The sequence below is a fragment of the Bradyrhizobium sp. Leo114 genome, assembly GCF_055229415.2.
In genome coordinates this window covers 1-23,257 of sequence record NZ_JBUYEN020000011.1, presented here as the reverse complement: position 1 = coordinate 23,257, position 23,257 = coordinate 1, and the positions used below count along the sequence as shown (strand labels likewise).

Annotated in this window: 28 protein-coding genes; 15 read left to right on the top strand and 13 right to left on the bottom strand. The window is 62.8% G+C overall.

Annotated features, from left to right (window positions below; translation table 11 throughout):
- The first annotated feature begins 143 nt into the window (after nt 1-143).
- Together ACZIRK_RS15325 and ACZIRK_RS15320 are read left to right on the top strand one after the other, a co-directional pair.
- Entirely contained in the window at nt 144-509 is a 366-nt protein-coding gene (locus tag ACZIRK_RS15325; RefSeq protein WP_130226217.1) for a hypothetical protein, read from the top strand.
- Between the two features lie 109 nt (nt 510-618).
- The gene (locus ACZIRK_RS15320; protein ID WP_028166384.1) at nt 619-792 is read left to right on the top strand and encodes a DUF1328 domain-containing protein; all 174 of its coding nucleotides are present in this window, start codon (nt 619-621) and stop codon (nt 790-792) included.
- Nucleotides 793-917: 125 nt separating this feature from the next.
- Here ACZIRK_RS15320 and ACZIRK_RS15315 read toward each other — a convergent pair whose 3' ends face one another.
- On the bottom strand, nt 918-1,277 hold the full coding sequence (locus ACZIRK_RS15315) for a DUF427 domain-containing protein (RefSeq protein WP_028166385.1): 360 nt from the start codon (nt 1,275-1,277) through the stop codon (nt 918-920).
- Between the two features lie 173 nt (nt 1,278-1,450).
- Here ACZIRK_RS15315 and ACZIRK_RS15310 point away from each other — a divergent pair, with 173 nt between their 5' ends.
- Both ACZIRK_RS15310 and ACZIRK_RS15305 read left to right on the top strand, forming a co-directional pair.
- Nucleotides 1,451-1,696 (top strand): BolA/IbaG family iron-sulfur metabolism protein, encoded by a 246-nt coding sequence (locus tag ACZIRK_RS15310; RefSeq protein ID WP_028166386.1) that lies wholly within the window; start codon nt 1,451-1,453, stop codon nt 1,694-1,696.
- Between the two features lie 83 nt (nt 1,697-1,779).
- A complete protein-coding gene (locus tag ACZIRK_RS15305) occupies nt 1,780-2,982 on the top strand; it encodes a low temperature requirement protein A (RefSeq protein WP_463327620.1) in 1,203 nt (400 codons plus the stop codon).
- Here the strand turns inward: ACZIRK_RS15305 and egtD are convergent.
- Nucleotides 2,958-3,929, bottom strand: a complete 972-nt coding sequence (gene egtD, locus ACZIRK_RS15300; RefSeq protein WP_463327619.1) for an L-histidine N(alpha)-methyltransferase — start codon at nt 3,927-3,929, stop codon at nt 2,958-2,960. The two genes, ACZIRK_RS15305 and egtD, sit on opposite strands and share 25 nt — an antisense overlap.
- Before the next feature lie 109 nt (nt 3,930-4,038).
- Nucleotides 4,039-5,292 carry an ergothioneine biosynthesis protein EgtB gene (gene egtB / locus ACZIRK_RS15295; RefSeq protein WP_130226220.1) on the bottom strand — a complete coding sequence of 418 codons (1,254 nt, stop codon included), beginning with the start codon at nt 5,290-5,292 and terminating at the stop codon, nt 4,039-4,041.
- A gap of 302 nt (nt 5,293-5,594) precedes the next feature.
- Between egtB and grxD the strand changes: the two genes are divergently transcribed.
- The 3 genes from grxD to ACZIRK_RS15280 are packed head-to-tail and all read left to right on the top strand — an operon-like array spanning nt 5,595 to nt 7,804.
- Nucleotides 5,595-5,927, top strand: coding sequence for a Grx4 family monothiol glutaredoxin (grxD, locus tag ACZIRK_RS15290; RefSeq protein ID WP_028166390.1), 333 nt, complete (start codon nt 5,595-5,597; stop codon nt 5,925-5,927).
- 5 nt (nt 5,928-5,932) lie between these two features.
- The gene (locus ACZIRK_RS15285) at nt 5,933-6,478 is read left to right on the top strand and encodes an O-acetyl-ADP-ribose deacetylase (protein WP_433994534.1); all 546 of its coding nucleotides are present in this window, start codon (nt 5,933-5,935) and stop codon (nt 6,476-6,478) included.
- Between the two features lie 42 nt (nt 6,479-6,520).
- Nucleotides 6,521-7,804: a serine hydrolase domain-containing protein gene (locus ACZIRK_RS15280; protein ID WP_130226222.1), complete on the top strand. Its 1,284-nt coding sequence runs from the start codon at nt 6,521-6,523 to the stop codon at nt 7,802-7,804.
- 256 nt (nt 7,805-8,060) lie between these two features.
- Here the strand turns inward: ACZIRK_RS15280 and ACZIRK_RS15275 are convergent, their stop codons facing one another.
- The 6 genes from ACZIRK_RS15275 to ACZIRK_RS15250 all read right to left on the bottom strand — a co-directional run bounded on the left by ACZIRK_RS15275 (nt 8,061) and on the right by ACZIRK_RS15250 (nt 12,326).
- On the bottom strand, nt 8,061-9,128 hold the full coding sequence (locus tag ACZIRK_RS15275; protein WP_130226223.1) for a threonine aldolase family protein: 1,068 nt from the start codon (nt 9,126-9,128) through the stop codon (nt 8,061-8,063).
- Between the two features lie 56 nt (nt 9,129-9,184).
- Complete coding sequence (locus tag ACZIRK_RS15270; protein ID WP_349645080.1) at nt 9,185-9,373, bottom strand: type II toxin-antitoxin system RelE/ParE family toxin; 189 nt, start codon at nt 9,371-9,373, stop codon at nt 9,185-9,187.
- An 84-nt stretch (nt 9,374-9,457) separates the two neighbouring features.
- Nucleotides 9,458-9,685 (bottom strand): hypothetical protein, encoded by a 228-nt coding sequence (locus tag ACZIRK_RS15265; RefSeq protein WP_130226224.1) that lies wholly within the window; start codon nt 9,683-9,685, stop codon nt 9,458-9,460.
- An 85-nt stretch (nt 9,686-9,770) separates the two neighbouring features.
- Nucleotides 9,771-10,388: a 30S ribosomal protein S4 gene (gene rpsD / locus ACZIRK_RS15260; protein ID WP_130226225.1), complete on the bottom strand. Its 618-nt coding sequence runs from the start codon at nt 10,386-10,388 to the stop codon at nt 9,771-9,773.
- A 211-nt stretch (nt 10,389-10,599) separates the two neighbouring features.
- The gene (locus tag ACZIRK_RS15255; RefSeq protein WP_130226226.1) at nt 10,600-11,373 is read right to left on the bottom strand and encodes an acyltransferase; all 774 of its coding nucleotides are present in this window, start codon (nt 11,371-11,373) and stop codon (nt 10,600-10,602) included.
- Between the two features lie 176 nt (nt 11,374-11,549).
- Nucleotides 11,550-12,326 (bottom strand): HpcH/HpaI aldolase family protein, encoded by a 777-nt coding sequence (locus ACZIRK_RS15250; protein ID WP_463327618.1) that lies wholly within the window; start codon nt 12,324-12,326, stop codon nt 11,550-11,552.
- A 167-nt stretch (nt 12,327-12,493) separates the two neighbouring features.
- On the opposite strand from ACZIRK_RS15250, the gene bla reads away from it, so the two are divergent.
- Nucleotides 12,494-13,351: a class A beta-lactamase gene (gene bla, locus ACZIRK_RS15245; protein WP_463327617.1), complete on the top strand. Its 858-nt coding sequence runs from the start codon at nt 12,494-12,496 to the stop codon at nt 13,349-13,351.
- An 18-nt stretch (nt 13,352-13,369) separates the two neighbouring features.
- Here the strand turns inward: bla and murI are convergent, their stop codons facing one another.
- Nucleotides 13,370-14,155, bottom strand: coding sequence for a glutamate racemase (murI, locus tag ACZIRK_RS15240; RefSeq protein ID WP_463327616.1), 786 nt, complete (start codon nt 14,153-14,155; stop codon nt 13,370-13,372).
- A 198-nt stretch (nt 14,156-14,353) separates the two neighbouring features.
- Between murI and ACZIRK_RS15235 the strand changes: the two genes are divergently transcribed.
- Nucleotides 14,354-14,905, top strand: coding sequence for a cytochrome b (locus tag ACZIRK_RS15235; RefSeq protein WP_463327615.1), 552 nt, complete (start codon nt 14,354-14,356; stop codon nt 14,903-14,905).
- 15 nt (nt 14,906-14,920) lie between these two features.
- On the opposite strand, the gene purB is transcribed toward ACZIRK_RS15235, so the two are convergent.
- The 3 genes from purB to ACZIRK_RS15220 all read right to left on the bottom strand — a co-directional run bounded on the left by purB (nt 14,921) and on the right by ACZIRK_RS15220 (nt 18,418).
- Nucleotides 14,921-16,228 (bottom strand): adenylosuccinate lyase, encoded by a 1,308-nt coding sequence (gene purB / locus ACZIRK_RS15230; protein WP_463327614.1) that lies wholly within the window; start codon nt 16,226-16,228, stop codon nt 14,921-14,923.
- 166 nt (nt 16,229-16,394) lie between these two features.
- Nucleotides 16,395-17,048, bottom strand: coding sequence for a response regulator (locus ACZIRK_RS15225; protein WP_028166401.1), 654 nt, complete (start codon nt 17,046-17,048; stop codon nt 16,395-16,397).
- On the bottom strand, nt 17,048-18,418 hold the full coding sequence (locus ACZIRK_RS15220; RefSeq protein ID WP_463327613.1) for a sensor histidine kinase: 1,371 nt from the start codon (nt 18,416-18,418) through the stop codon (nt 17,048-17,050). Before ACZIRK_RS15220 ends, ACZIRK_RS15225 begins: the two co-directional genes overlap by 1 nt.
- Nucleotides 18,419-18,683: 265 nt before the next feature.
- Between ACZIRK_RS15220 and ACZIRK_RS15215 the strand changes: the two genes are divergently transcribed.
- From ACZIRK_RS15215 to ACZIRK_RS15190, 6 genes are all read left to right on the top strand, one after another.
- Complete coding sequence (locus ACZIRK_RS15215; RefSeq protein WP_463327612.1) at nt 18,684-19,445, top strand: MotA/TolQ/ExbB proton channel family protein; 762 nt, start codon at nt 18,684-18,686, stop codon at nt 19,443-19,445.
- Entirely contained in the window at nt 19,435-20,106 is a 672-nt protein-coding gene (locus ACZIRK_RS15210; RefSeq protein ID WP_463327611.1) for a hypothetical protein, read from the top strand. Before ACZIRK_RS15215 ends, ACZIRK_RS15210 begins: the two co-directional genes overlap by 11 nt.
- The gene (locus tag ACZIRK_RS15205; RefSeq protein WP_463327610.1) at nt 20,103-20,711 is read left to right on the top strand and encodes a hypothetical protein; all 609 of its coding nucleotides are present in this window, start codon (nt 20,103-20,105) and stop codon (nt 20,709-20,711) included. The genes ACZIRK_RS15210 and ACZIRK_RS15205 overlap by 4 nt, the downstream gene beginning before the upstream one ends.
- Before the next feature lie 7 nt (nt 20,712-20,718).
- Nucleotides 20,719-21,966: an ABC transporter substrate-binding protein gene (locus ACZIRK_RS15200; RefSeq protein WP_463327609.1), complete on the top strand. Its 1,248-nt coding sequence runs from the start codon at nt 20,719-20,721 to the stop codon at nt 21,964-21,966.
- Between the two features lie 471 nt (nt 21,967-22,437).
- A complete protein-coding gene (locus tag ACZIRK_RS15195; RefSeq protein WP_463327608.1) occupies nt 22,438-23,034 on the top strand; it encodes a TetR family transcriptional regulator in 597 nt (198 codons plus the stop codon).
- A gap of 69 nt (nt 23,035-23,103) precedes the next feature.
- The coding region (locus ACZIRK_RS15190) for a transposase (RefSeq protein ID WP_463327161.1) at nt 23,104-23,257 on the top strand (154 nt) is incomplete at its 3' end.

The following is a 23,257-nucleotide window of genomic DNA, read 5'->3' as shown; positions in this document are numbered from 1 at the left end:
TGATGTTGCAATCCGGAACCGGATTGGGCAAGGCCCAATCGCTGCAATCCGGAAACGTCGATGTGATTGCGCGGTCGCCGAAACAACGGAACGAGGCGATTCACGGCACGTTGGTGCGGCCGCATGCAACGCGGAGAGTTATCATGCGACACAAATTGCATCTATCGGCCGTCATCGCGATGTCATTGATGACGGTGTCATCGGCCGCCTTCGCGCAAGCTCCAGGCGGCGGCGGCACCGGGGCAGCGCAGCAGGCCGGTGGCAGCACGCCTCCACCGGCGGCCACACCTACCAACCCGGGATCGGCCGGCATCTCGGCGGCGCCCGGCGGGCAGTCGAGCTCCACCACCGGAATGGGCACCGGCGGAACGTCCACCACGAATCCATCCCTGCACCAGCCAGGCACGCGCAGCACATCGCCAGGTGCAACCGGGACCGGTCTGCCGCCGAACGGCATCCCGGAAGACGATGCCATTCCGTCCGGTTCTTCCGGGCCCATCGAACGGTAGAGGAAGCTTGCAGGGTCAACTGGGGCGGCGATCAATTCGCCGCCTCACTGCTTTGGAACTCGCGCTATCGCCCGAGGTTGTCCCCGCGAAATAGCTGGAGAAGAGGGCGATGACGTTACTGAAATGGGCGCTGATTTTTCTTGTGGTGTCGATTATAGCCGGCTTGCTCGGCTTCACTGGCATATCGGCAGCCTCCGCCGATATCGCGCGGGTATTGTTCTATATTTTTGTCGTGATCTTCCTGGTGCTCCTGATACTCGGGCTCACGATATTCAGGGCGTAGTATTGAGCAGCGTCGTCGTCATGCCCCGGGGCTCGCCTGGGCATCCACGTCCTCTTGCCGGGGAAGCGGCAGCGTGGTGGATGGCCGGGTCAGGCCCGGCCATGACGAGACCTTGTCTTCCGCGCTTACGCCACTTCCTCGATCGTGACCTTGTCCGGATAGAACGCCAGGTGACCGGCGATTTCCTTCATCGCCGGGAAGGGCGTCTCATAGGTCCAGATCGAATTCTCCAGCGTCTTGCCGTTGGCATTGATGCTGAAATAGTTCGCATCGCCCTTGTAGGGGCAATGTGTGGTCCGCTCGGTCCGGGAGAGCAGGGCCATGTTGGCGTCTTCCCGCGGGATGTATTGCACGGCAGGATAGCTTGCTTCCTTCAGAGTCAGCACATGGGTGGAGTCGGCGATGACGACGTCCCCCGCCCGGACGCGGATGCGCTTGGGATTGGGGGCAATCGTGATCGGATGGTCGGGACCTGGGAGTTTCATGATTCTGCGCCTTTTTTGGTCAGTTCGTTGTGACCGAATGATGCAGCTAAAACGATTGGAAGCGGTATATAGTGGCTGATAGGATGACCTAGAAGAGCGCAATCGCTAGGTTTTGCTCCGTGTGGCCGGCCATGCCGGCCGCGATTTGAACGTCGAAATGGAGGTGTACTGGGATGCCGATGGACGCCCGCGATATCGAATCCATGATCAAGGCAGCCATTCCCGATGCCGTGGTGACGATCCGCGACCTGGCCGGAGACGGCGACCATTACGCGGCAACGGTGATCTCGGAATCCTTCCGCGGCAAGTCCCGTGTCCAGCAGCACCAGATCGTCTACCAGTCGCTCAAGGGACAGATGGGCGGCATACTGCACGCATTGGCGCTGCAGACCGGGGTGCCTGGCGGGCCCGAGGCCTGATCATCTCGTTAGATCATGATCCGATGGGACGGAATCGGATCATGACCCCATCTCTTTGTTTGAGCATGCTGTAGGGGGCACCGATGGCTGCGGAGAACCGACGCGGCGCGATGTTTCGCGTCGTCGTGCCACATCAGCACAGCCGCGTCACCTATGTCGAACTGTTCTTCGATCTGGTGTTCGTGTTCGCGGTCACGCAGATCTCGCACACGCTGCTGCATCATTTCACGCCGATCGGCGCGGTCCAGGTCACGCTGCTGTTCCTCTCGGTCTGGTGGGTCTGGGTCTTCACGGCCTGGGTAACCAACTGGCTCAATCCGGAACTGACGCCGGTCCGCATCCTCTTGTTCCTGATGATGCTCGGCGGCCTCGTGCTGTCGACCACGGTTCCGACGGCCTTTGAAGGCCGCGGCCTGTGGTTCGCCATCGCCTATGTGGTGATGCAGGTCGGGCGTACCGCCTTCTGGTTCGTCTCCACGCCGCACCACTGGACGGCGGTGCGCCACAATGCCATCCGCATCCTGGCTTGGCTCTCCACGTCCGCCGTGTTCTGGATCCTCGGCGGCCTTGCCGAGGGTGAGTCCCGGCTATGGCTGTGGATCATCGCGGTCGTGATCGAATATGTCTCGCCGGCAGCGCGGTTCTGGATCCCGGGGTTGGGGCCGTCATCGCTCGAGGCTTGGGCGGTCGAAGGCGGCCATATGGCCGAGCGCTGCGCCCTTTTCATCATCATCGCGCTCGGCGAGGCTGTTGTCGTCAACGGAGCGACCTTTGCCGAACTGAGCTGGACCACCGAGATCGTGCTGGCCTTCGTGTCCTCCCTGGTCGCCAGCATCGCGATGTGGTGGATCTATTTCCACAAGGGCGCCGAGGCCGGCTCCGAACTGATCTCGACATCGGCCGAATCAGGAAAATTGGCGCGCCTCGCCTACACTTATCTGCACATGCCGATCGTCGCCGGCATCATCCTGACGGCGGTGTCGGACGAGTTGGTGCTGAAGCATCCCGGCGGTCATTCCGATCTCAAGACGATCTTGAGCACGATCGGCGGCCCGCTTCTGTTCCTGGTCGGGACGATCCTGTTCAAGCTCTCGATCCGGGGCTTTCTGCAGCTCTCCCACATCGTCGGCATCCTCGCTCTGCTCGCGGTGGGCTGGTTCGGAAGCGAGCTGTCGCCGCTATGGCTCTCGCTCCTCACGACCGCGATCATGATCGTGGTCGCTGTGTGGGAATCGGTGTCGCTGCGCTCGGCTTCGGAATCTCATTCCGAAGCGACCAGCGCGTGAACCGAGAACATCTTTGCCGCGTCGGTCCAGGACTGCCGCACCGTCCAGCCCGAGCTTCGGGCCAGCTCCGTGAACCGCTCCAGCGAATATTTGTAGCTGTTCTCGGTGTGAATGCTCTCGCCGGGACGGAACGAAAAGGTGTTGCCGAGGACCCGTACGCTCTGCGCCTTGCGGCTGATCAGGTGCATCTCGATCCGGTGGCGGTCGCGGTTGTAGATCGAGCGATGGGAGAAGGCGGAGAGATCGAAATTGCCGCCGAGCTCGCGGTTGATCCGCACCAGCACATTCAGATTGAAGCGCGCCGTGACGCCGGCTGAATCATTATAGGCGTTGTACAGCACGCGCTCGTCTTTCTCGAGGTCGACGCCGATGATCATCTGCGCGCCCGCACCTAAGATTTCACGCGCGGTGCGCAGGAGATCGGTGGCTTCGTGCGGCTCGAAATTGCCGATCGTCGATCCCGGGAAGAAGCCGACTTTCGGCATCTCGGCGATCTCGGCCGGCAGCGTGAACGGGGCGGTGAAGTCGGCCGCGACCGGATAAACGCGCAGGCCGGGAAAGTCCTTGCGGAGGCCTTCCGCCTGCGCATTCAGGAAATCGCCTGATATGTCGACGGGCACGTAGGCGCCGAATTCGCAGTGCTCGAGCAACAGGCGCACCTTGGTGGTCGCACCCGCGCCGAACTCGACCAGCGCGGCGCCCGCAGGGATGATCGCGGCGATCTCGGCCCCGCGATCGCGCAAGATGCCGAGCTCGGTGCGGGTCGGGTAGTATTCCGGCAGCACCGTGATCTGCTCGAACAGCTCCGAGCCTGTCGCGTCATAGAAATATTTCGGCGACAGGTGCTTGGGATGTTGTGCGAGATGTCCGATGACATCTTCGGCAAAGGCTGCGGTCTGTTCGTCAAAGGCATAGGCCTTGGCTAAAGCGCGGGCATGCACATTCATGATACTCTCCTGAACGCGCCTTCCCGCGCGCTATGATTTTTGGTTGTTCTTGCGCATGATTTTTTCGGAAAACCGGTATGTGCTTTTCCGGATCATGCTCGAGGACCGATCAGGCGTAATGGGCGAGACGTAGTCCCGTGAATTGCCAGCGGTGGTGCGGATAGAAGAAGTTGCGGTAGGTGATACGGCTGTGACCGTTCGGAGTTGCAAGCGAGGAGCCGCGCAGCACCAATTGATTGACCATGAACTTGCCGTTGTACTCGCCGAGCGCGCCCTCGATCGCCCGATAGCCGGGATAGGGTGAATAGGAGGAGCGGGTCCACTGCCAGACGATGCCGAAGGCGTCGTTGAGCTGCCCGGCGCGCGCGGCGACCTCCCATTCCATCTCGGTCGGCAGGTGCTTGCCGGCCCAGCGGGCGAAAGCGTCGGCCTCGTAATAACTGACGTGGGAGACCGGAGCTGCCGGATCGATCGGCTGCAGTCCGCCCAAGGTCATGATCTGCCATTGGCCGTCGACGTTGCGCCAGTGGCCGGGCGCGTCCCAGCCTTCCTTTTCGACGGTCGCAAAACCGTCCATCAGCCACAGCGTCGCTGTCGAATAGCCGCCGTCCTTGATGAAGGCGAGCCACTCCGCGTTGGTCACGAGATTCCGCGCCAATTTGACCGGGCCGACCAGGGCGCGATGCGCCGGCTTTTCATTGTCGAAATGAAAGCTGTCGCCCGCATGCCCGATGGTGTGGATGCCCTCGTTCAGCGTCACCCATTCCTCGCCGCTGCGGTTAGAGGCCGGGAAGCGCCAGGCCGGATCGTATGCCGGTGGGATCGGGTTCTGCGCGAAGGCATGCAGGATGTCGGTCCACATCAGTTCCTGATGCTGCTGTTCGTGATTGAGTCCGACCTCGACCAACGGGACCAGCTTGGCCAGCTTCTCCTCACCCGCAGCCTTGAAGAATTTCACCACAGCATCGTCGACATAGCGGCGATAGGCGGTGACTTCATCGGCACTTGGCCGGGTCAGATGACCGCGCTGGGCGCGGGCATGGCGAGGGCCGGCGCTGACATAATAGGAATTGAAGAGATAGGCATAATCGGGATGGAAAGGCTTGTAGCCGTGCTGGTGCTCGCCGAGCAGAAACTGCTCGAAGAACCAGGTGGTATGGGCGCGGTGCCACTTTGCCGGGCTCGCGTCCGGCATGGACTGGATCAGTTGGTCCTCCGCGGACAGGGGAGCGGCCCGGCGTTCGGTTTCATCCCGCACCGCGAGAAACGCCTCCACCAGACCCCGGGACAGGGGACCGGAATCAGAAGCGCGTGATGGGGAAGGGGTGGCAAGGGTGGCGGCAGCGGATGCTGGTTTCGTCACGGGTGTCTCCGAATGCTGGAGAGAACGTTGCTCTGCCAAACTGGTTCCCTACGGACAGTCCGTCCTAGATAGGGGCTCCCGTTCGGGAAAAAAGCCTCCCGGGGCCATGATATTAGTGTCATCAGACTATGGATCCGGAGCCCGGCCGCCGCCCGAAAAGGGCCTCATGCATGCCAGCCCACCGCCATTTTGCTTTGGATGCACAACGGTTTGGGCTACATATATAGCTAGTCGCGGGGTAAGCGGGTCGAGCCGGCCCACCAGCAATGCCGCAAGGGGCGGAGCCCCAAAGGGAAACGAAAATGAGCATCGAACAATTCATCGACAACGAAGTGAAGTCGAACGACGTCGTGCTGTTCATGAAGGGCACGCCGCAATTTCCGCAGTGCGGTTTCTCCGGCCAGGTGGTGCAGATCCTCGACCACATCGGCGTGGGCTATAAGGGCTTGAACGTGCTGGAGTCCGCCGAGCTGCGCGACGGCATCAAGGTCTATTCGAACTGGCCGACCATTCCCCAGCTCTACGTGAAGGGCGAGTTCGTCGGCGGCTGCGACATCATCCGCGAGATGTTCCAGGCCGGCGAGCTGCAGCAGCTTTTCGCCGACAAGGGCGTTCCGGTCGGCGCCGCCGCCTGAGCCTGATGGCGCGCCAATTCGGCAACGCGTGCCTCGAAGTCATCGTTGCCGACATCACAACGTTACGCGTTGACGCCATCGTCAACGCGGCCAATTCGTCCCTCCTGGGTGGAGGCGGTGTCGATGGCGCGATCCATCGCGCCGCCGGACCCGAATTGCTCGCCGAGTGCCGCTCCTTGCGCGGCTGTGCGACCGGCGACGCCAAGATCACACATGGTTATCGGCTTCCCGCCCGGCATGTGATCCACGCCGTTGGCCCGGTCTGGCACGGCGGCGGCCAAGGCGAGGATGGATTGCTCGCCTCCTGCTATCGCCGCGCGCTCGAGCTCTGTCAGGCGAACGGGCTTGCCACATTGGCGTTTCCGGCCATTTCGACTGGTGTCTATCGCTTCCCCGCCGACCGCGCCGCCGGGATTTCGGTTGGGGCGGTCGCGGAGGGACTTAGCTATGCGCCGGCGGTCAACCGGGTGATCTTCTGCTGCTTCTCCGAAGCCAGCGCCCGGCTGCATGAGCAGGCTCTGGCCGGTCTTGACGGCCCTTGTGCTGGTTGATGCGCCGCCGCTACACTCCCTGCGAATTCGGGAGGGGTCCAAATGAATTCGTTTAAATCGCTGCGCCTGCTGGCGACCGGCGCGCTGATGCTTGTTGCATGGCCTGCCGCTGCTGCGGAAGGAACCTTCGATATTCCTGCAGGCGCGCATTTCAACCAGGACAAGCTTGCGAAGATCGGGGCGTTCTTCGACAACGAGGTGGCGACCGGAAAAATCCCGGGCGCGATCGTCCTGATCCAGCAGCATGGCAAGCCGGTCTATCACCAATCCTTCGGCGTGCAGGACGTGGCGAGCAAGGCGCCGATCACCGACAAGACGATCTTCCGCCTGTTTTCGATGACGAAGGCGATCACCGCCGTCGTCTCGGTGCAGCTCCTTCAAGAGGGCAAGTTCAAGCTGGATGATCCGGTTGCGAAATACATCCCGTCCTTCGCCAATGTGAAAGTCGGCGTCGAGAAGAAGAACGAGGACGGCAGCAAGACGCTCGAACTGGTGCCGCCGGACCGGCCGATGACCGTGCTCGACCTGATGCGCCACACCTCCGGCATCACTTATGGCTTCTATGGCGATAGCCTGGTGCGCAAGGCCTATGCATCCTCCAATCTCTATGCCGGCGATTTCGATCTTGCCGAATTCGCCGAGCGGATCGCCAAGCTGCCGCTGCACAATCAGCCGGGCGCGCTCTGGCAATACGGCCACTCCACCGATGTGCTGGCGCGCATCATGGAGATCGTGTCCGGCAAGCCGCTGCTCGCGATCGAGCGCGAGAAGCTGCTCGATCCGCTCGGCATGAACGACACCCGCTTCCTCGTCACCGATCCGGAGAAGCAGAAGCTGCTGGCGCTCCCGATGCCGAACGACAGCGATTTCCGGGTCGGCCGCATCAACGATCCGACCGTTGTCAAGAAAATGGAGTTTGCCAGCGGCGGCATGGTCTCGACCATGGCGGATTTCTCGCGCTTTGCGCAGATGCTGCTCAACGGTGGCACATACGATGGCCGGACCTATCTGACCCCCGAGGCCTTCAAGCTGCTGACGACCGATCAGGTCGGTCCCGGCTCGGGAGTGGGGCGGGATTACTTCTATTTTCCCGGCGATGGCTTTGGCTTCGGGCTCGGCCTCGCGGTTCGGACCGATCCTGGCAACGCAAAGCCGCCACCACCGGGCTCGCTGGGCGAACTGAAATGGGACGGCGCCAGCGGTTGCTACTTCGTGATCGACCGCAAGCAGGATATGTTGTTCGTGCTCCTGGAGCAGACGCCGACCGAGCGGCAACGTATCCAGCGGACGCTGAAGCAGCTCGTCTATGAAGCGATGGAGAACTGAAGCTTTTTCGCGCCGCCTCGTTCTCGTGGCGGCGCTCGCGGTCCCCGAAGGCGACATGTTCGCTGTTTTTATGGTGCAGACGCCCTCGCAGTGGGGGCGGATTCAGTTGCAGTTGAAGGCGCTGATCTATCGGGCAATGGGGCGGTGAAGAAGAACGCCGTCATTGCGAGCGAAGCGAAGCAATCCATTTTTCTGCACGCGGAGGCATGGATTGCTTCGTCGCTTGCGCTCCTCGCAATGACGCGGGATCATCTGTCTACGCTCCGCGCACGATTTCCCGCACCAAGCTGACCGTTTCTTCGATCATGCCGGCCGTCACGTCGAGATGTGTGCAGGCCCTGATGCGACCGTCCATCATCGCGAGCAGGACGCCGCGTCTGCCTAGTTCGGCGACCATGTTGTCGCCGGAGACGCCCGCACCATCGGGCTTGAAGAAGACGAGATTGGTTTCCGGCTGTTGCACCTCAATGCCCGCGATCTGCGACAGCCCGCGCGCCAGCGCCCTGGCATTGGCGTGATCGTCGGCGAGGCGTTCGACGTGATGGTCGAGCGCGTAGATGCAGGCGGCGGCGCAGATGCCGGCCTGGCGCATGGAGCCGCCAAGGCGCTGCTTCCATCGCCAGACTTCGTCGATGAAATCGCGGCTGCCTGCGATGACGCCGCCGATCGGCGCGCCAAGCCCTTTCGAGAAATCGATCCAGGCGGAATCCCAGCCCGCGGCCATGTCGCGCGCGGAAATGCCGGTGGCGATCGTAGCATTGAGCAGCCGTGCGCCGTCCATGTGGGTGGCCATCCCGTGGGCCTTCGCGATACCGACGATCTTGTCGAGATCGGCCTTCTTCCAGATCGTGCCGCCGCCGATATTGGCGGTCTGCTCGACGCTGACCAGCACCTGCGGCGGCTGGTAGCGCGAACGCGGATGCAGCGCCGCGCGGAACGTCTCCGGCGCGAACTGTCCGTCGTCGCCGGAGAGCGGCGTGATCTGGAAGCCGCCGAGCGCGGCATGCGCGCCGCCTTCACGGGCGATGATATGGGCGGTAGCATGCGCCAGGATTTCATCGCCGGGCCGGCAGTAAGCGAGCGTTGCGGCGACGTTGCACATCGTGCCCGAGGGCATGAACACCGCAGCCTCCTTGCCGAGCAGGTCGGCAACGCGCTCGCAGAGCAGATTCACGCTCGGATCGTCGCCGATCTGCTCATCGCCGACCTCAGCCCGCGCCATCGCCTCGCGCATCGCCGGCGTGGGACGTGTTTGGGTGTCGGATAAAAGATTGATGCGAACGGGCGGAGCCTTGGGATCGCGCGGGGCAGGGGTGTAGGACATGGCTTTCCTCATTGCTCCTTGACGTCGTCGTGCCAGCAAAATGCAGTGCGAATCATTCAGCCGATCGGTCGCCGGGCGGCGTGCCGAAACCGCATAATGATAATTTCGGTCGCGGTCACCCGATAATCAATCAGATAAGGATGTGGGTTCACCGGAAGGCGACGGACGTTAGGACGGCTTGTTGCACGGCCTGCGTAGGGATGCTCTCGCAACAATGCCACGAGCGCCGCGATCCGGTCGAACATGAACCGCGCCTTGAAGTGATCGTGCTTCAACGTATGTGAGGACTTGATCGATCTGCGCAAGCGCACGACGCGTGTAGCGGATATTCACAGCCCGTGCTTCGCCCACATGGCCCGTACTTCTTCGGCGGAGGCGAGATCGCCGCGTGCGATCTCGGCATCAGCTTCCGCGAGATCGGCTTCTTCCTCGGGTGTCAACTGAAGAGGAGGCTGATCGACGCCCGCGAGCTGCAGCATGACGCGCGCGAGTTCGTCCTGCTCTGCATCAGGCAAGTTGGCAACGGTACTAAACGCTTCTTCGAGTAACCGGGTCATAGCTGGAACTATAACACCAATTTGGCGCCCAAACAAAAAGGCCCCGGCGAACCGGGGCCTTTGATATCTGTAAATCTGTGTCCGATCAGCGCGAATAGAATTCGACGATCAGATGTGGCTCCATCTGCACCGGGAACGGCACGTCGGACAGGCCGGGAATGCGGATGAACTTCGCGGTCATCTTGCCGTGATCGACCTCGATGAAGTCGGGCACGTCGCGCTCGGGAAGCTGCGAGGCTTCCAGCACGGTCACGAGCTGCTTGGAGGCTTCCTTGACCTCGATCACGTCGCCGAGCTTGAGCCGGTAGCTGCCGATGTTGACGCGGCGGCCGTTCACCTTGACGTGGCCGTGGTTGATGAATTGGCGGGCGGCGAACATCGTGGGCACGAACTTGGCGCGGTACACGACGGTGTCGAGACGGCGCTCGAGCAGGCCGATCAGGTTCTCACCGGTGTCGCCCTTCAGGCGGCCGGCTTCGACGTAGATGCCATGGAACTGGCGCTCGGAAATATTGGCGTAATAACCTTTAAGCTTCTGCTTGGCGCGGAGCTGCACGCCGAAGTCGGAGAGCTTGCCCTTGCGGCGCTGGCCATGCTGGCCCGGGCCGTATTCGCGGCGGTTCACAGGGCTCTTCGGGCGGCCCCAGATATTTTGGCCCATGCGGCGATCGATCTTGTATTTCGCCTCACTGCGCTTTGTCATCGCGGTCCTCTTCAGGTCAAAGTTGGGTTTGAGGAGACGCGCCCTCCTGTGCAGCCTGCCATGTGGCCGGTGCCGACAGGTCCGCCTCGAAAGCTCGAGGACGAACCACGGGTCGCGAAACGCTTCGCGGGCCGAAACCGGCCCGCGAGCAGGGGGCTTTTAGGGGAAAGATGGCCGTCCTGTCAACGAAAGAGGTGGCTTTTTAGTGCTGTCACGTCGCGATTGCCGGGACCGCTCGCTCGGTTTGCTGCCGATTCACCCGCAGTTCCGCTGCTATTTCGGTGTTCAGTACCTGTTCCAGCCGGCACAGCGTCCGGGCGACCAGGGCGGCGTCAGTAATCCGATGGTCCCAGCGCAGCACCACGCTGATCGTCCCGTCCTCCTCCACCCCATAGCTGAGGATGAACGGCCCCGGTGTGACGGCGTGCAGTTCCCCGGGTCCGATGGCCGCCACCGACGTCACGGAAAAACTGCCGAAGTAATTGGCGCGCTGGCGTCCGGAATTCAGCCCGATCCACCAGAGCAGGCGGCGCAGCGGCAACGGCAGCCCGGTCGCCCTCAGCGCCTTCCTGAACGCCGCCACGTCCTCGACCGGCGCCTCCTTGGCGTGGTGGATCAGGGCGTCGATCTCGGCGAGCGGCTTGATTTCGGGGGTGCCGATCTTTTGCGGCAGTACGCAGTCCTCGCCGTCCACGACGCGGGCGATCGCGACAGTGGCGGCGCTGCGTGGCAGCTCGTAGAAGCCGGGCCACGGCCATTTGACGTAGAGCGTCCGCAAGGCCGGCTCGTCCTTCGCAACCAGGGCAAAGGCCTTCACGAAGATCGCCGCCCAGCCGGGCGGACAGGCCGCCTCCGCGCGAGCTTCCACCAGGTCCCGGATGTTGAGGAGGCGCGTGAGCGACACGAAGGGGATGTCGAGCGATGCCCGCATCAGGTCGGCAATGAAACAGCGCGGGATAGAGATTTTTCGGGCCGTTCCGCGCATCACTCCGCCGGAGATTCCAGATTCAATAAAAGGCTGGCGAGCCGGACTATGCGCTCGCCAGCCCTGAACCGAGCATGAACCAACGGCCGTTTCGGCGCGGGGTTGGTGTGGCGTCCCGCCGCACCGCCAGCGATCACGGCGAGCTTGGCAGCCGGATCGTGGCGGGAGGAGCAACCCTAGCGCCTGATTCCCGCAAAGCTGGCGGCAATGCCGCGCTGGAGCAGGGACCAGTCGAAGCCGAGCGCGAGGGCGACATAGCCGCGCTCGATCATCGCGTTGGCCTGCTCGGCGGACCGCGCCACCCCGCCGATCGGCACGCCGCTCTTCAGGATGCCTTCCTCGGCGCGCTGCATCAGCGCCACCACTTCGGGATCATCCACGAGGCCACGCTTGTTGATGGAGGTGGCGAGGTCACCGGGACCGATCACGGCGATGTCGATCCCGGGAGTGGCCATGATCTCGTCGATCCGTTCGACCGCCTCGACATGCTCGATCGTGATCATGCAGATCATGTCGTCATCGACAGTGGCCATGTAGTCCGCCATCGAGACGCCCCAGCGGAACGGCGCGTGGAACGGTCCCCAGAGCCGGTCGCCCTTCGGCGGATAACGCACGCTGCGCGCCGCCTTCTCGGCCTCGGCGCGGCTGCAGATCATCGGGAAATTGATGCCGAGCGCGCCGATGTCCATCGGCGCTTTGGCCAGCCATGGCTCGTTCGCGGCAATGCGCGCCATCGGCACGCATGCTGTGCCGGAGGTTGCCACGATCATCGCATGCGCGGTGCCAAGGTCGATCGGACCGTGCTCGAGGTCGACGATGATCCAGTCGAGCGACTGCGCCATGATCTGCACGGTCTGGATGCTCGGGATGGTGGCGATCGCGCCGAAGGTCGGGCGCCGCTCTCGCCATTGCTGTCGCAGCCGGTTGAGGGGAGTTGGCGTAGGTGAGGACAAGGCGGGTCTCCACAGTCTGTGTTGAGGGCGCGCTGGTCGATCGCCGATATCATAAAGACAAAATCTGCACGCATCGAGTGCTCGACCCCTCATCTTGGCGCTATGTCTCGTTGGCGGACGCGGCGACGGATGCCCACCCGAAGAAGCTTAAATTCGAAGGACGCCCAATGATTTTCACCAGACGCTCGCTGCTGGCCACTCTGTCGTGTCTGGCGATCTCGCCCGTGCGAGCGCAGGAGCAGCCGTCCCTGTTTGAAGCCTATGAGCGCGAGACCGGTGGGCGAATCGGCCTCTATGCCGAGGATGTCGCCACAGGTGCCAAGGTCACTTGGCGAAGCGGCGAGCGCTTCGTCATGTGCAGCACGTTCAAGGCCTCGCTTGCCGCGTGCGTGCTGGCCCGCATCGATCGCGGCGAAGACCAGCTTGAGAACGTGGTGCGATACCGTGCCGCCGATCTTCTCCACCATGCACCGGCGGCAAGGCAGAACCTGGCGAGCGGAGCGATGTCGGTCGCCGATATGTGCAAGGCTGTGGTCGAGCTCAGCGACAACACCTGCGCCAATCTGCTGCTGGCGCGGATTGGCGGTCCCGCCGCGCTCACTGCTTTTTGGCGCGATACGGGCGATACCGTCTCGCGCCTCGATCACTATGAACTCGAGCTCAATCGCTCTCCGCCCGGCGATCCGCATGACACGACCACGCCTGCAGCCATGGCCGGCAATCTGCGCCATTTCGTGCTTGGCGAGGTGCTATCTCCGGCGTCGCGCGAACGCCTCACGGGCTGGATGCTGAACTGCAAGACCGGAAACAACCGCCTTCGCGGTGGTTTGCCGAAGGACTGGAAGATCGGCGACAAGACGGGCAACAACGGCAAGGATGCTGCCGGCGACATCGCGGTGGTTTGGCCGAGGAAAGGTGGACCGGTGCTAATCTCGGCCTATACGCAGGGCGGCTCGCCGACCGCTCAGCAGCTCGAAGCCGTTTTCGCGGCGATCGGCCAAATGAGCGGCCGGCGCTTTGGCTAGCCAAACGGGTATGCGGCCTCAGCCCGGGACCCGGCCGCCGAAAAACGGCATCAACGCCCGGCTCAGCGTGTGCGGGCGGTTGGACGTGAACAGCATTTCGGCGCCGGCGTCGTCCCTGCTGTCGCCGGGCGGTCCGAGCAAATCGGAAACCCGTCGCGCGATGGCGGGCGCCGGGTCGATCCAGGCGACCGGCCATGGTGCGAGCTTCACCAGACGATCCAGCAGCAAGGGATAATGCGTGCAGGCGAGCACCACGGTGTCGGTGCGGGTAGCGCCGTCGACAAAGCAGGGCGCCAGTTCAGCGGCGATATCGGTGTCGCTGACTTCCTCACCGCTCAGCGCCGCTTCCGCCAGCGAAGCGAGCTCGCCCGAGCCGACCAGCGTCACCTCGCAGCCCTGCCCGAAATCGTGGATCAGCTTTTTCGTATATTCGCGCTTGACGGTGCCCTTGGTGCCCAGCACGGACACGCGCTTGGTCTTCGAGCTGGCGCAGGCCGGCTTGATCGCTGGAACGGTTCCGACGAACGGCAGGTCGTAGGCGTCCCGCAGGTGTGACATGACGAGCGTCGAGGCGGTATTGCAGGCGATCACGACCAGATCGGGTGTGTGCCGCCGGATCAATTCGCCGAGCAGCGGCACCACGCGCGCGATGATGTCTTCCTCGCCATGGTGGCCGTAGGGGAAGAAGGCGTCGTCGGCGACATAGACGTAACGCGCGTCGGGCCGGGCGCGCACGATCTCGCGCAACACCGTCAGCCCGCCAAGGCCGGAATCGAATACCAGGATGGTTGGGGGTGCCGCCACGGTTCAACCTTGTCCCATTTCAGCGTTACGATTCAGTTGATTTGAGGGCACTGCCGGCCCTTGCGGATCGGTCGCGGTGCAGGGTGGAGTTTTTGGAACGATTCAAATCGCCTTGATCTGACCGGAGGGTTATCAGGACGCGCTGCAGCGCGGCAAGGGCCCGGCGGCAACGAACTCGAAGCCGATGGGACCGGGCGCATGATCCGAAACACGAGATCGAGCTGGGGCAGCGTTGCGCGCGGATTCCACTGGGTGCTGGCGGCGGCCATCATTGGCATGATCGCCTTCGGCTGGTGGATGAACCACATCCCCGCGCGCCCGGACCGCTTCTTCTATCGCTCGATCCATGCCGATATCGGCTATGTCGTGCTGCTCCTGACCCTGCTCCGGCTGGTCTGGCGCGGCGTCAACCCGACGCCGGCCTTGCCGGAGGATACCTCGCGCTGGCACCGGATTGCCGCCCGGGTCAGCCATTTGGCGCTCTATGCCGTCACCATCCTGGTGGCGGTGCTGGGCTGGGCGCACTCGGGAGCCCGGACGCCCAACTATTCGGACTGGTTCGGGCTGTTTCACGTGCCCCAGATCACCTCGCCTGATCGCGCCGCGGCGCAGGCCTACGAGAACAGGCACATCTATCTCGCCTATGTGCTGCTGGCGCTGATCGGAATTCACATCGTGGCCGTAGCCTGGCATCACTTCATGCGCCGCGACCGCGTCGCCGCCCGCATGGTCGACGGCGCGCCGGGTTAAGGGCTGTGCCCGGGGTTAGACTTCCCCGAATACGCGCTTGAAGATCGTGTCGACGTGCTTGAGGTGATAGCCGAGGTCGAACTGCTCCTCGATCTCAGCGTCGCTTAGATACTTCCTCACGTCCGGATCTTTCTTCAGCAGCGTCAGGAAATCGCCTTCGCCGCGCCAGACCGGCATGGCGTTGCGCTGCACGAACTTGTAGGCGTCCTCGCGGCTCGCGCCCTTTTGCGTCAGCGCGATCAGAACCCGCTGCGAATGCACGAGACCACCGAGGCGATCGAGGTTCTTCTGCATGTTCTGTGGATAGACCAGGAGCTTCTCGACCAGGCCGGCGAGGCGCACCAGCGCGAAGTCGAGCGTCACGGTGGCGTCCGGGCCCATCATGCGCTCAGCGGAGGAATGCGAGATGTCGCGCTCGTGCCAGAGCACGACGTTCTCGAGTGCGGGCACGGCATAGGCGCGCACCATCCGCGACAGGCCGGAGAGGTTCTCCGACAGCACCGGGTTGCGCTTGTGCGGCATCGCCGACGAACCCTTTTGCCCTTCGGAGAAGAACTCTTCGGCTTCCAGCACCTCGGTGCGCTGCAGGTGACGGATTTCGACTGCGAGGCGCTCGATCGAGGCGGCGATCACGGCCAGCGTCGCGAAATACATCGCGTGGCGGTCGCGCGGGATCACCTGGGTCGAAATCGGCTCCGGCGCGAGCCCCATGGCTTTGGCGACATGTTCTTCGACGCGTGGGTCGATCTGCGCAAAGGTGCCGACCGCGCCGGAGATCGCGCAGGTCGCGACTTCCTTGCGGGCAGCGACGAGCCGCGCCCGGGCCCGGGAGAATTCCGCATAGGCATAGGCGAGCTTGAGGCCGAAGGTCACCGGCTCGGCGTGAATGCCGTGAGAGCGGCCGATGGTTGGTGTCATCTTGTGCTCGAAGGCGCGCTTCTTCAGCGCGGCCAGGACCTTGTCGATGTCGGCGAGCAGGAGGTCCGCGGCGCGGGTGAGCTGCACGTTGAGGCAGGTGTCGAGCACGTCGGAGGAGGTCATGCCCTGATGCACGAAGCGTGCCTCGGGGCCGACGATTTCAGCCAGATGGGTCAGGAAGGCGATGACGTCGTGCTTGGTCTCCCGCTCGATCTCGTCGATCCGTGCGACGTCGAAGGTCGCGTGCTTGCCCTTGGCCCAGATCGTCTTCGCCGCCTCCTTGGGAATGACGCCGAGTTCCGCCAGCGCATCAGCCGCATGCGCCTCGATCTCAAACCAGATCTTGAAGCGGGTCTGCGGCTCCCAGATCGCGGCCATCTCCGGGCGAGTGTAGCGGGGGATCATCGAAAACTCCGGGAAAGTGTAGGGCGGGATCGCTAAGCGACTCCCAGCCGGTTTGTTTTTACGCCGTGCTTTAGCAGAGCGGGCTCGGAGAGGCCACCCATACGGGCTTGCTGCAGATAGAAAATGGGGCTGCGTCCCAAGGCGGTGGCGCGACTGCCGGGCGCGGCTACAGGCTAGTCAACCCACACTCGACGGCGAGGCGGACGAGCTGCGCGTCGGTCCGCATGCCGGTCTTGGTCTTGATCAGGTAGTGATAGTTCTGAACCGTCTTCATACTGAGATTGAGGTTTACTGCGATCTGCTCTGTGGTCGAGCCGGCAGCCAATTGCCGCAGGATCTCGATCTCCCGTTCCCCCAATTGGTCAAGGACCGATCCTGACGGGGTCAGGCTTTCCATCGCCAGGACATGGGCGACGTCGTCGCTCATTGCATGTTCGCCACGCGCCACCGAACGGATCGCCGCGATCAGCACGGTCGGTTCATTGCTCTTGGTGACATAGCCGCTTGCCCCGGCGCCGAAGGCGGCTTTCACCAGCGCCGCCTCGCTGTGCATGCTGAAGACGAGAACGCGCGCACCAGCGCTGCGCTGGCGGATGTTCCTGATAGCTTCAAGCCCGCTGGCACCCGGCATCGAGATGTCCATGACCACGACATCAGGGGCGTGGCTCTTGTATGCGCGGTAAGCGTCGGCTGCGTTGTCGGCTTCGGCGACCACCCTGAAGTCGCCTTGGTGCTCCAGAACGCGTCGGTAGCCTTGCCGGACCACGGGATGGTCGTCGACAAGCAGGATCGAAATGCCACTGGTCTGCGACGCCGGCATCAGGCAGCAAGCGGGATGGTGGCGGCAACGCTCAGACCGCGCCTTGCGTGCGCGATCGACAGCGAGCCGCCGAGAGCAGTTACGCGCTCGCGTATTCCGGTCAGGCCGAAGCCGGCGGACTGCGCCACCTTGGCGGCATCGCCGCCGCCGTCGTCCTCGACACGGACCAGCAGCGCATTTTCCAGCCCCGTCCGCCGCTCGATCCGGAGCACGATCTCGCGCGCCGCACTGTGGCGCAACGAGTTGGTCAGGCATTCCTGAGCCACACGATAGGCGGTCGCGGCGACGGCGCCTCGCACGTCGGCGAAATCGCCTTTGAGGTCGAGCTGGATCATCGGCTGCGTCGCGTTCTGCGATCGCCAACTATCAACCAGGTTGATGAGGCTCGCCTCCAGCCCGAGTTCCTCGGCGGGCGGGTGGCGCAGGCGGTTCAGGGTGCCGCGCAGGCATGCCATGATGTGCAGCGTGGCCTTCGAGATCATCCGCGCATCCTGCGCGACGTCGCCTCGGTCCTGCTCCTGCGCGCTGGCCGCTTCGATCGCGTTGGCGAAGGCCAGGATCGCTGTGAGGTTTTGCCCGAATTCATCGTGCAGTTCGCGCGCCAGCGCCCGTCGCTCGTCGCTGCGGATCTCAAGCAGCCGGCGGGTCAGGACGGCCCGTTCTTCCGTGGCCTGCGCGAGGCGATCTCCGAGCTCGCCGACGGCTTGCCCGATCATGGCAAGTTCCATCGATCGGAAGCGCGGAAGCGACGTTCGATAATGGCCATTCGCCATGCGCTGCAGTGCGGTAACGATCAACTGCGCTGGGGCCAGCGCATGCGCAATCGCGAGCGAGGCAAGCAGGGCGATAGCCACAGCCATCAGCAGCGCGACGTGGACATTATCGAGGATGTGCTGCCAGGCGAGGGATATCGCGGCGTCGGGATCGGCGACGGCCGTAACTGTGCCCGCAGTGGTCGAGCGCGCACTGATCGGCCGGGCGACCGCGGCGTGGTCGCCAAGGAATGTCTCTACGGCAGCTGCGAACCAATGCGGTGGAGATGCGCCGATCCCTTTGCTCTGGCCGCACAGCGGATTCTCGAACTCGCCCTTCGGCTCAAACTGGACGCAGACTCCAGGCGAAATCAGGCTCATCGTCTGGGTGGTGCGCCATTCCGGTACCGGCAAAAGGTGTTCGCGTGTCCTGTTGCCGCGCAACAGCAATTCGCGCCAGTAGAGCGCTTCCAGCGCTTGCGAGACCCGTTCGGCGGATGCAGCCGTGGCGCGGTCGACACTGTGGTAGGCGTCGATCGTTGCCCAAACGGTTGCGCCTCCCAGACACAAGATGACGATGACGAGCAGACGGGCGACGAGCTGGAGCACGAGGCGCATGCGATCACTCCGCGGCTTTCTAAGCGTTTTCCAGCGAAGTGGGCACCGGTTCGCGTCAAGAAAACGCGTCAAAACAACAATCCAGAGCGTAACAGCATCGCGATTTCACGCCAATTGCAAGATGGCAGGTGAGGCGAAGCTCGGGAAATTTTCCCAACGAAGCGCGGGCATATGTCTTTGGACGCAACCTGTCGCCTCGGATTAACAAAAGCCGGGGAGCGTTTGCGGGCAGTCTCTCTTGGCCGCCCTCAGGGAGCAAAGCTGCATGAGTGCCACCGTTGGCGCCGAGCCTGTCTTGCCCGGCAAGGACAATTCAGAGCGAAGCGTCCTGTTGTTATGGATGATCTTCACGGGGCTTTCGATCTTCGCCGCCATGCTGCTGTGGCGATACGGGTTGCTCCATCTCATGGTGACCTCGGATCGCACCTATATTTCAAGCCTGATCGCCGTTCTCTACGTCATCACCTGCTTTCATTGCTTCTGGCGGACGCGAGCGATTGCGCGTGAAGGCGAAGCGGCCAGACGCTGCCGGGCGATCCTGTCCACTCCCGGCGCTGCGAGGAAGCTCGACGAGAATGCGGGCGCTCTGCCTGGCGGGCTCGTCAGCGATCACATCCGCAACCTGGTGAAGAAGGCCGCGGCGCAGGCGAGCGGCCGCATCGATCAGACGCTGCTGCTCAGGTCGCTGGCGGACCGGTTGCGCGGCTCCAACGCCTTCGGTGCGTTCGTTTCCGATACGCTGATGAAGCTTGGACTGCTCGGAACCATCATCGGCTTCATCATCATGCTGGCGCCGATCGCAACCCTCGACGCGGCCGACAAGGTCGCGATGCGATCGTCGATGGGCCTGATGAGCGATGGCATGGCGGTGGCCATGTACACGACGCTGGCCGGCCTGATCGGATCGATCCTCGTCAGGATTCAATACTACATGCTCGATGCCGCCACCCAGCGGGTGTTCTCCGATGCCGTCATGTTGACCGAGACGCACGTCACCCCGGCCTTGGAACACCATCATGATGGATGAGTTCGGCCTTTATCCACGGGAAGAACAGTTCGATCCGCTCGGCGTGATGCTGTTCAAGGCGCTGCAGGTCGTCGCCTTCCTGTTTTTCCTCGGGTTGCTTGCGGTTTCACCGGAGTCGAAGGAGGGGAAGATCGACTCCAAGGCCGAATTCATCATCACGATGGACTGGCCCGACAATCATCCCGATGATTTCGATCTGTTCGTGCAGGATCCCGCAGGCAACATCGCCTGGTATCGCCGCCGCGAAGCCGGCTTCCTCACGCTCGACCGCGATGACCGCGGCGGTGCCAACGATTTCATCATCGTCAACGGCAAGAAGATTCCGTCGCCGATCCGAGAAGAGATCGTCACCGTGCGCGGCATTATCCCCGGCGAATACACCGTGAATGTTTCGCATTTCCAGGCGACGACCGGGCAGCCGGTTCCAGTCAGCGTGAAGGTGCAGAAGCTCAATCCGACCGCCCAAGTGATCTTCGACAACAAGTTGACGCTCGATCACACCGGCGACGAGAAAACCGCGCTGCGCTTCTGGGTCGATGCGGAAGGCAAGGTGGTCGACGTGCAGCAGCGGCAGAAATCATTGATGGAGACGTTCCGCAACGTGCGCGCAAACGGCGCGGACCTCGATCCGAAGACAGGCGTCAGGATGTCTCGCCCGTGAACAACCTCCAGTCAGTCATCCTCACGCTCTCGGTCAGCTACGCTCTGATCAGCGCGCTGTTGCTCGTCATCCTGGTCTATGCACGCTTGCGTTGGTCGGCCAAGGCGGTCGCTGTGGTCGTGACCAGTGCGTTCTACATTGCGAGTTTCATGGGCGTCCGCGGGCTCTTGGGCTGGGCCAGCGTCGACAGGCTGCCGGCCTCGTTCAAGCTGCTGCAGGCGCGCATTGTGGAGCCGCACTCGCTGGAGGGCGACCCGGGCTCGATCTATCTCTGGGTCGAGACCCTCGACGAAGACAACCGGCCGAGCGGCATCCCCAGGGCCTACCGCATCCCCTACAGCGACTCGCTGGCGCAGAAGACCGATAAGGCCATCACCGAGATTGCCGCCGGTCGTCCCCAGGGCGGCCGCGCCGCCGATTTCGGGACCGGCGAGGGCGGCCTGATCGCAGCGGCCAGGGAATACATTACCCCGAGCGCCGTGATCGAGACGTCGGGGGGCGATCCCTCGACCGGCGGGGCCCTGATGGCGGCCCCAGGACCCGGCGAGGCCGTCTCATTTACCCCGCTGCTGCCACCGCGAATGCCTCCGAAGGACGAGCAATAGGGCGACCATGCATGCGCTGAGCGAGCGGATGGTCCGTCGCACTGACAACAAAATGACCGCGCTCAGGGCAGCGCTGATTGGAGTCCTATTACTCTGTGGAAGCGTGCCGCATGCGCGAAGCGGCCCCTACGATCCGGGAGCGAGTGATATTGAGATCAGGATCGGCCAGACGATGCCCTACAGCGGTCCAGTTTCCGCCTCCTCTATCATTGGCAAGGTGCAAGACGCTTACTTCCGTATGATCAACGATCGGGGCGGCATCAATGGACGCAAGATCAGGCTGATCTCTTATGACGATGCGGCGATGCCTTCGAAGACAGTTGAGCAGGTACGGAGGTTGGTTGAAGGCGACGAGGTGCTGTTCACGTTTCAGACGTTGGGCAACGCTTCCAATATTGCCGTTCAAAAGTATCTCAACGATCGCAAGGTCCCGCAGCTTTTCGTAGCCGGACGCGCAAAGCGGTTCGAGGATCCGACCAATTTTCCCTGGACGATGGGCTTCGCGCCTAACCTGCGGACAGAGATCAGTGTCTATGCGCGGTTCATCCTTGAGAACTATCCTGCAGCGAAAGTTGGCTTGCTCTATCAGAATGATGAGAGCGGGAAGCATTACTTGAGCGGCCTGAAGGAGGCCTTCGGCGCAAGAGCAAGTGAACTCCTCGTCGGTGAAGCCCCTTACGATGTCTCAGACGCGACGGTGGACTCGCAGATCGTGCGACTGAAAGCTGCTGGCGTCGACTTGTTGGTGAACATGGCGGCTCCCAAGTTCGCTGCGCAAACCATCAGAAGAATGGCCGAATTGGGTTGGACTCCTGTTCACCTGCTGGGAGTCGGCTCCTCGTCGATCGACGCCGTACTGGTTCCTGCCGGAATCAACCATGCCAAGGGGGCAATCTCAGCGAGTTCGTTCAAGGAGACGAGCGATCCCACCTGGCAGAACGACGAGGGCCTGAGTCGATGGACCGCATTCATGGACACCTATTTTCCGGGCGGTGACCGCAAAAGCATTTTTACGACCTATGGCTACAGCGCGGCCGAACTGCTGGTGGAGGTATTGAAGCGGTGCGGTGACGATCTTTCGCGCGAAAACGTCATGCGCCAAGCCACCAGCCTGCGCGACGTGACGCTCGACCTGCTGCTGCCTGGGCTCTCCATCAACACCAGCGCGAGCGACTATCGGGTGATCAAGGAGTTCCGGATGATGCGCTTCACCGGAGAGCGATGGGAGCCCTTCGGGCCGTTGGTCAGCGAGTAGGTAAGCGGGGCGGGCTTTCCGGCGGCGCGCCTGACGGATCGCTCCGCTGTGGGCGGCGGGCGGGAGGTCGAAGGCGCCAAGAGCCGGGCGCCGGTCTATCACAAGTTATTGAATGACAGATATTGAAATCTGTCAGTCAGAGATGCTATATCCACTTCCGGACGCCAGATGGGGCGCCCCGTGGTTTGCGGCCGCGAAATGCCTGATCCGGAAGAGTTGAGTACCGGGTTCGGGTCAAAGAGCCGGCCACGGACTTGCCGGAGACTACGATGATGACGATCGAGATTTTGCATTTGACCGAACAGATCCAGCGCTGGCTCAATCAGCAGGTGGCTCGCCACTTGGCCGCCCAGGCGGAAAAATTGGCCCGCTAACTGGAATTAGGACTGCCTTAACGACCGGCCAGGCCGTTTTGCAATGCGCCTGACCGCCGGAGTGGAAAAGCCCAAGAGCTGGGGATAGGGTAAAGCCATGAACGAAGCAGTCGTCTTGACCCCTGAACGTATCCTGGAGGTCACCGAGGACGTCCTGCGTCGCTATGGGCTCGCCAAGGCGACAGTGGTGGATGTTGCCCGTGCGCTCGATGTGAGCCACGGCAGTGTCTACCGGCACTTTCCGAGCAAGGCTTCGCTGCGCGAAGCCGTGGCAAAACGCTGGCTCGATCGGGCCAAGATCCCGCTGCAGGAGATCGCAGCGAGTGCCGGCCCAGCGCAGGCCCGGCTCGATCGGTGGCTGCGCACCCTGTTCGCAACCAAGCAGGCCAGGTTCGCCGACGACCCCGAGATGTTCCGCACCTATCTGACGCTGGCGCGCGAGGCTTGTGTTGTGGTCAAGGGCCACAAGGAATGCTTGACCGATCAGATCGCGCATATCCTGTCCGACGGCGTCGAGGAGGGCGTGTTCGAGGTCGATGATCTCAAGGCGACCGCCCGCGCGATTTTCGAGGCGACGAGAAGCCTTCATCACCCGGCCCATGCCGACGAATGGGCCGATCCGGATCTGCAGGAGCGCACTGACGCCTTGCTGGCGCTGCTGTTCCGCGGGCTCGAAGCCTGTCCTAAGCACTAGGCTGTGTGGACTCTTGGGATTCTCAAATCAGACGGAACGTGATTCAAGGCTTTCTTTTAGGAGGAAGCCTTGGGGGTTCTGGATCGGCTCGTTCTGAACGACACGCAATGGGACCGTATCTCCGGCTTGATCATCGGTCGGCCGGACCAGCGTGGTTCGACAGGCCGCGACAACCGGATGTTTGTCGAGGGCGTGTTATGGATCGTGCGAACCGGTTCGCCGT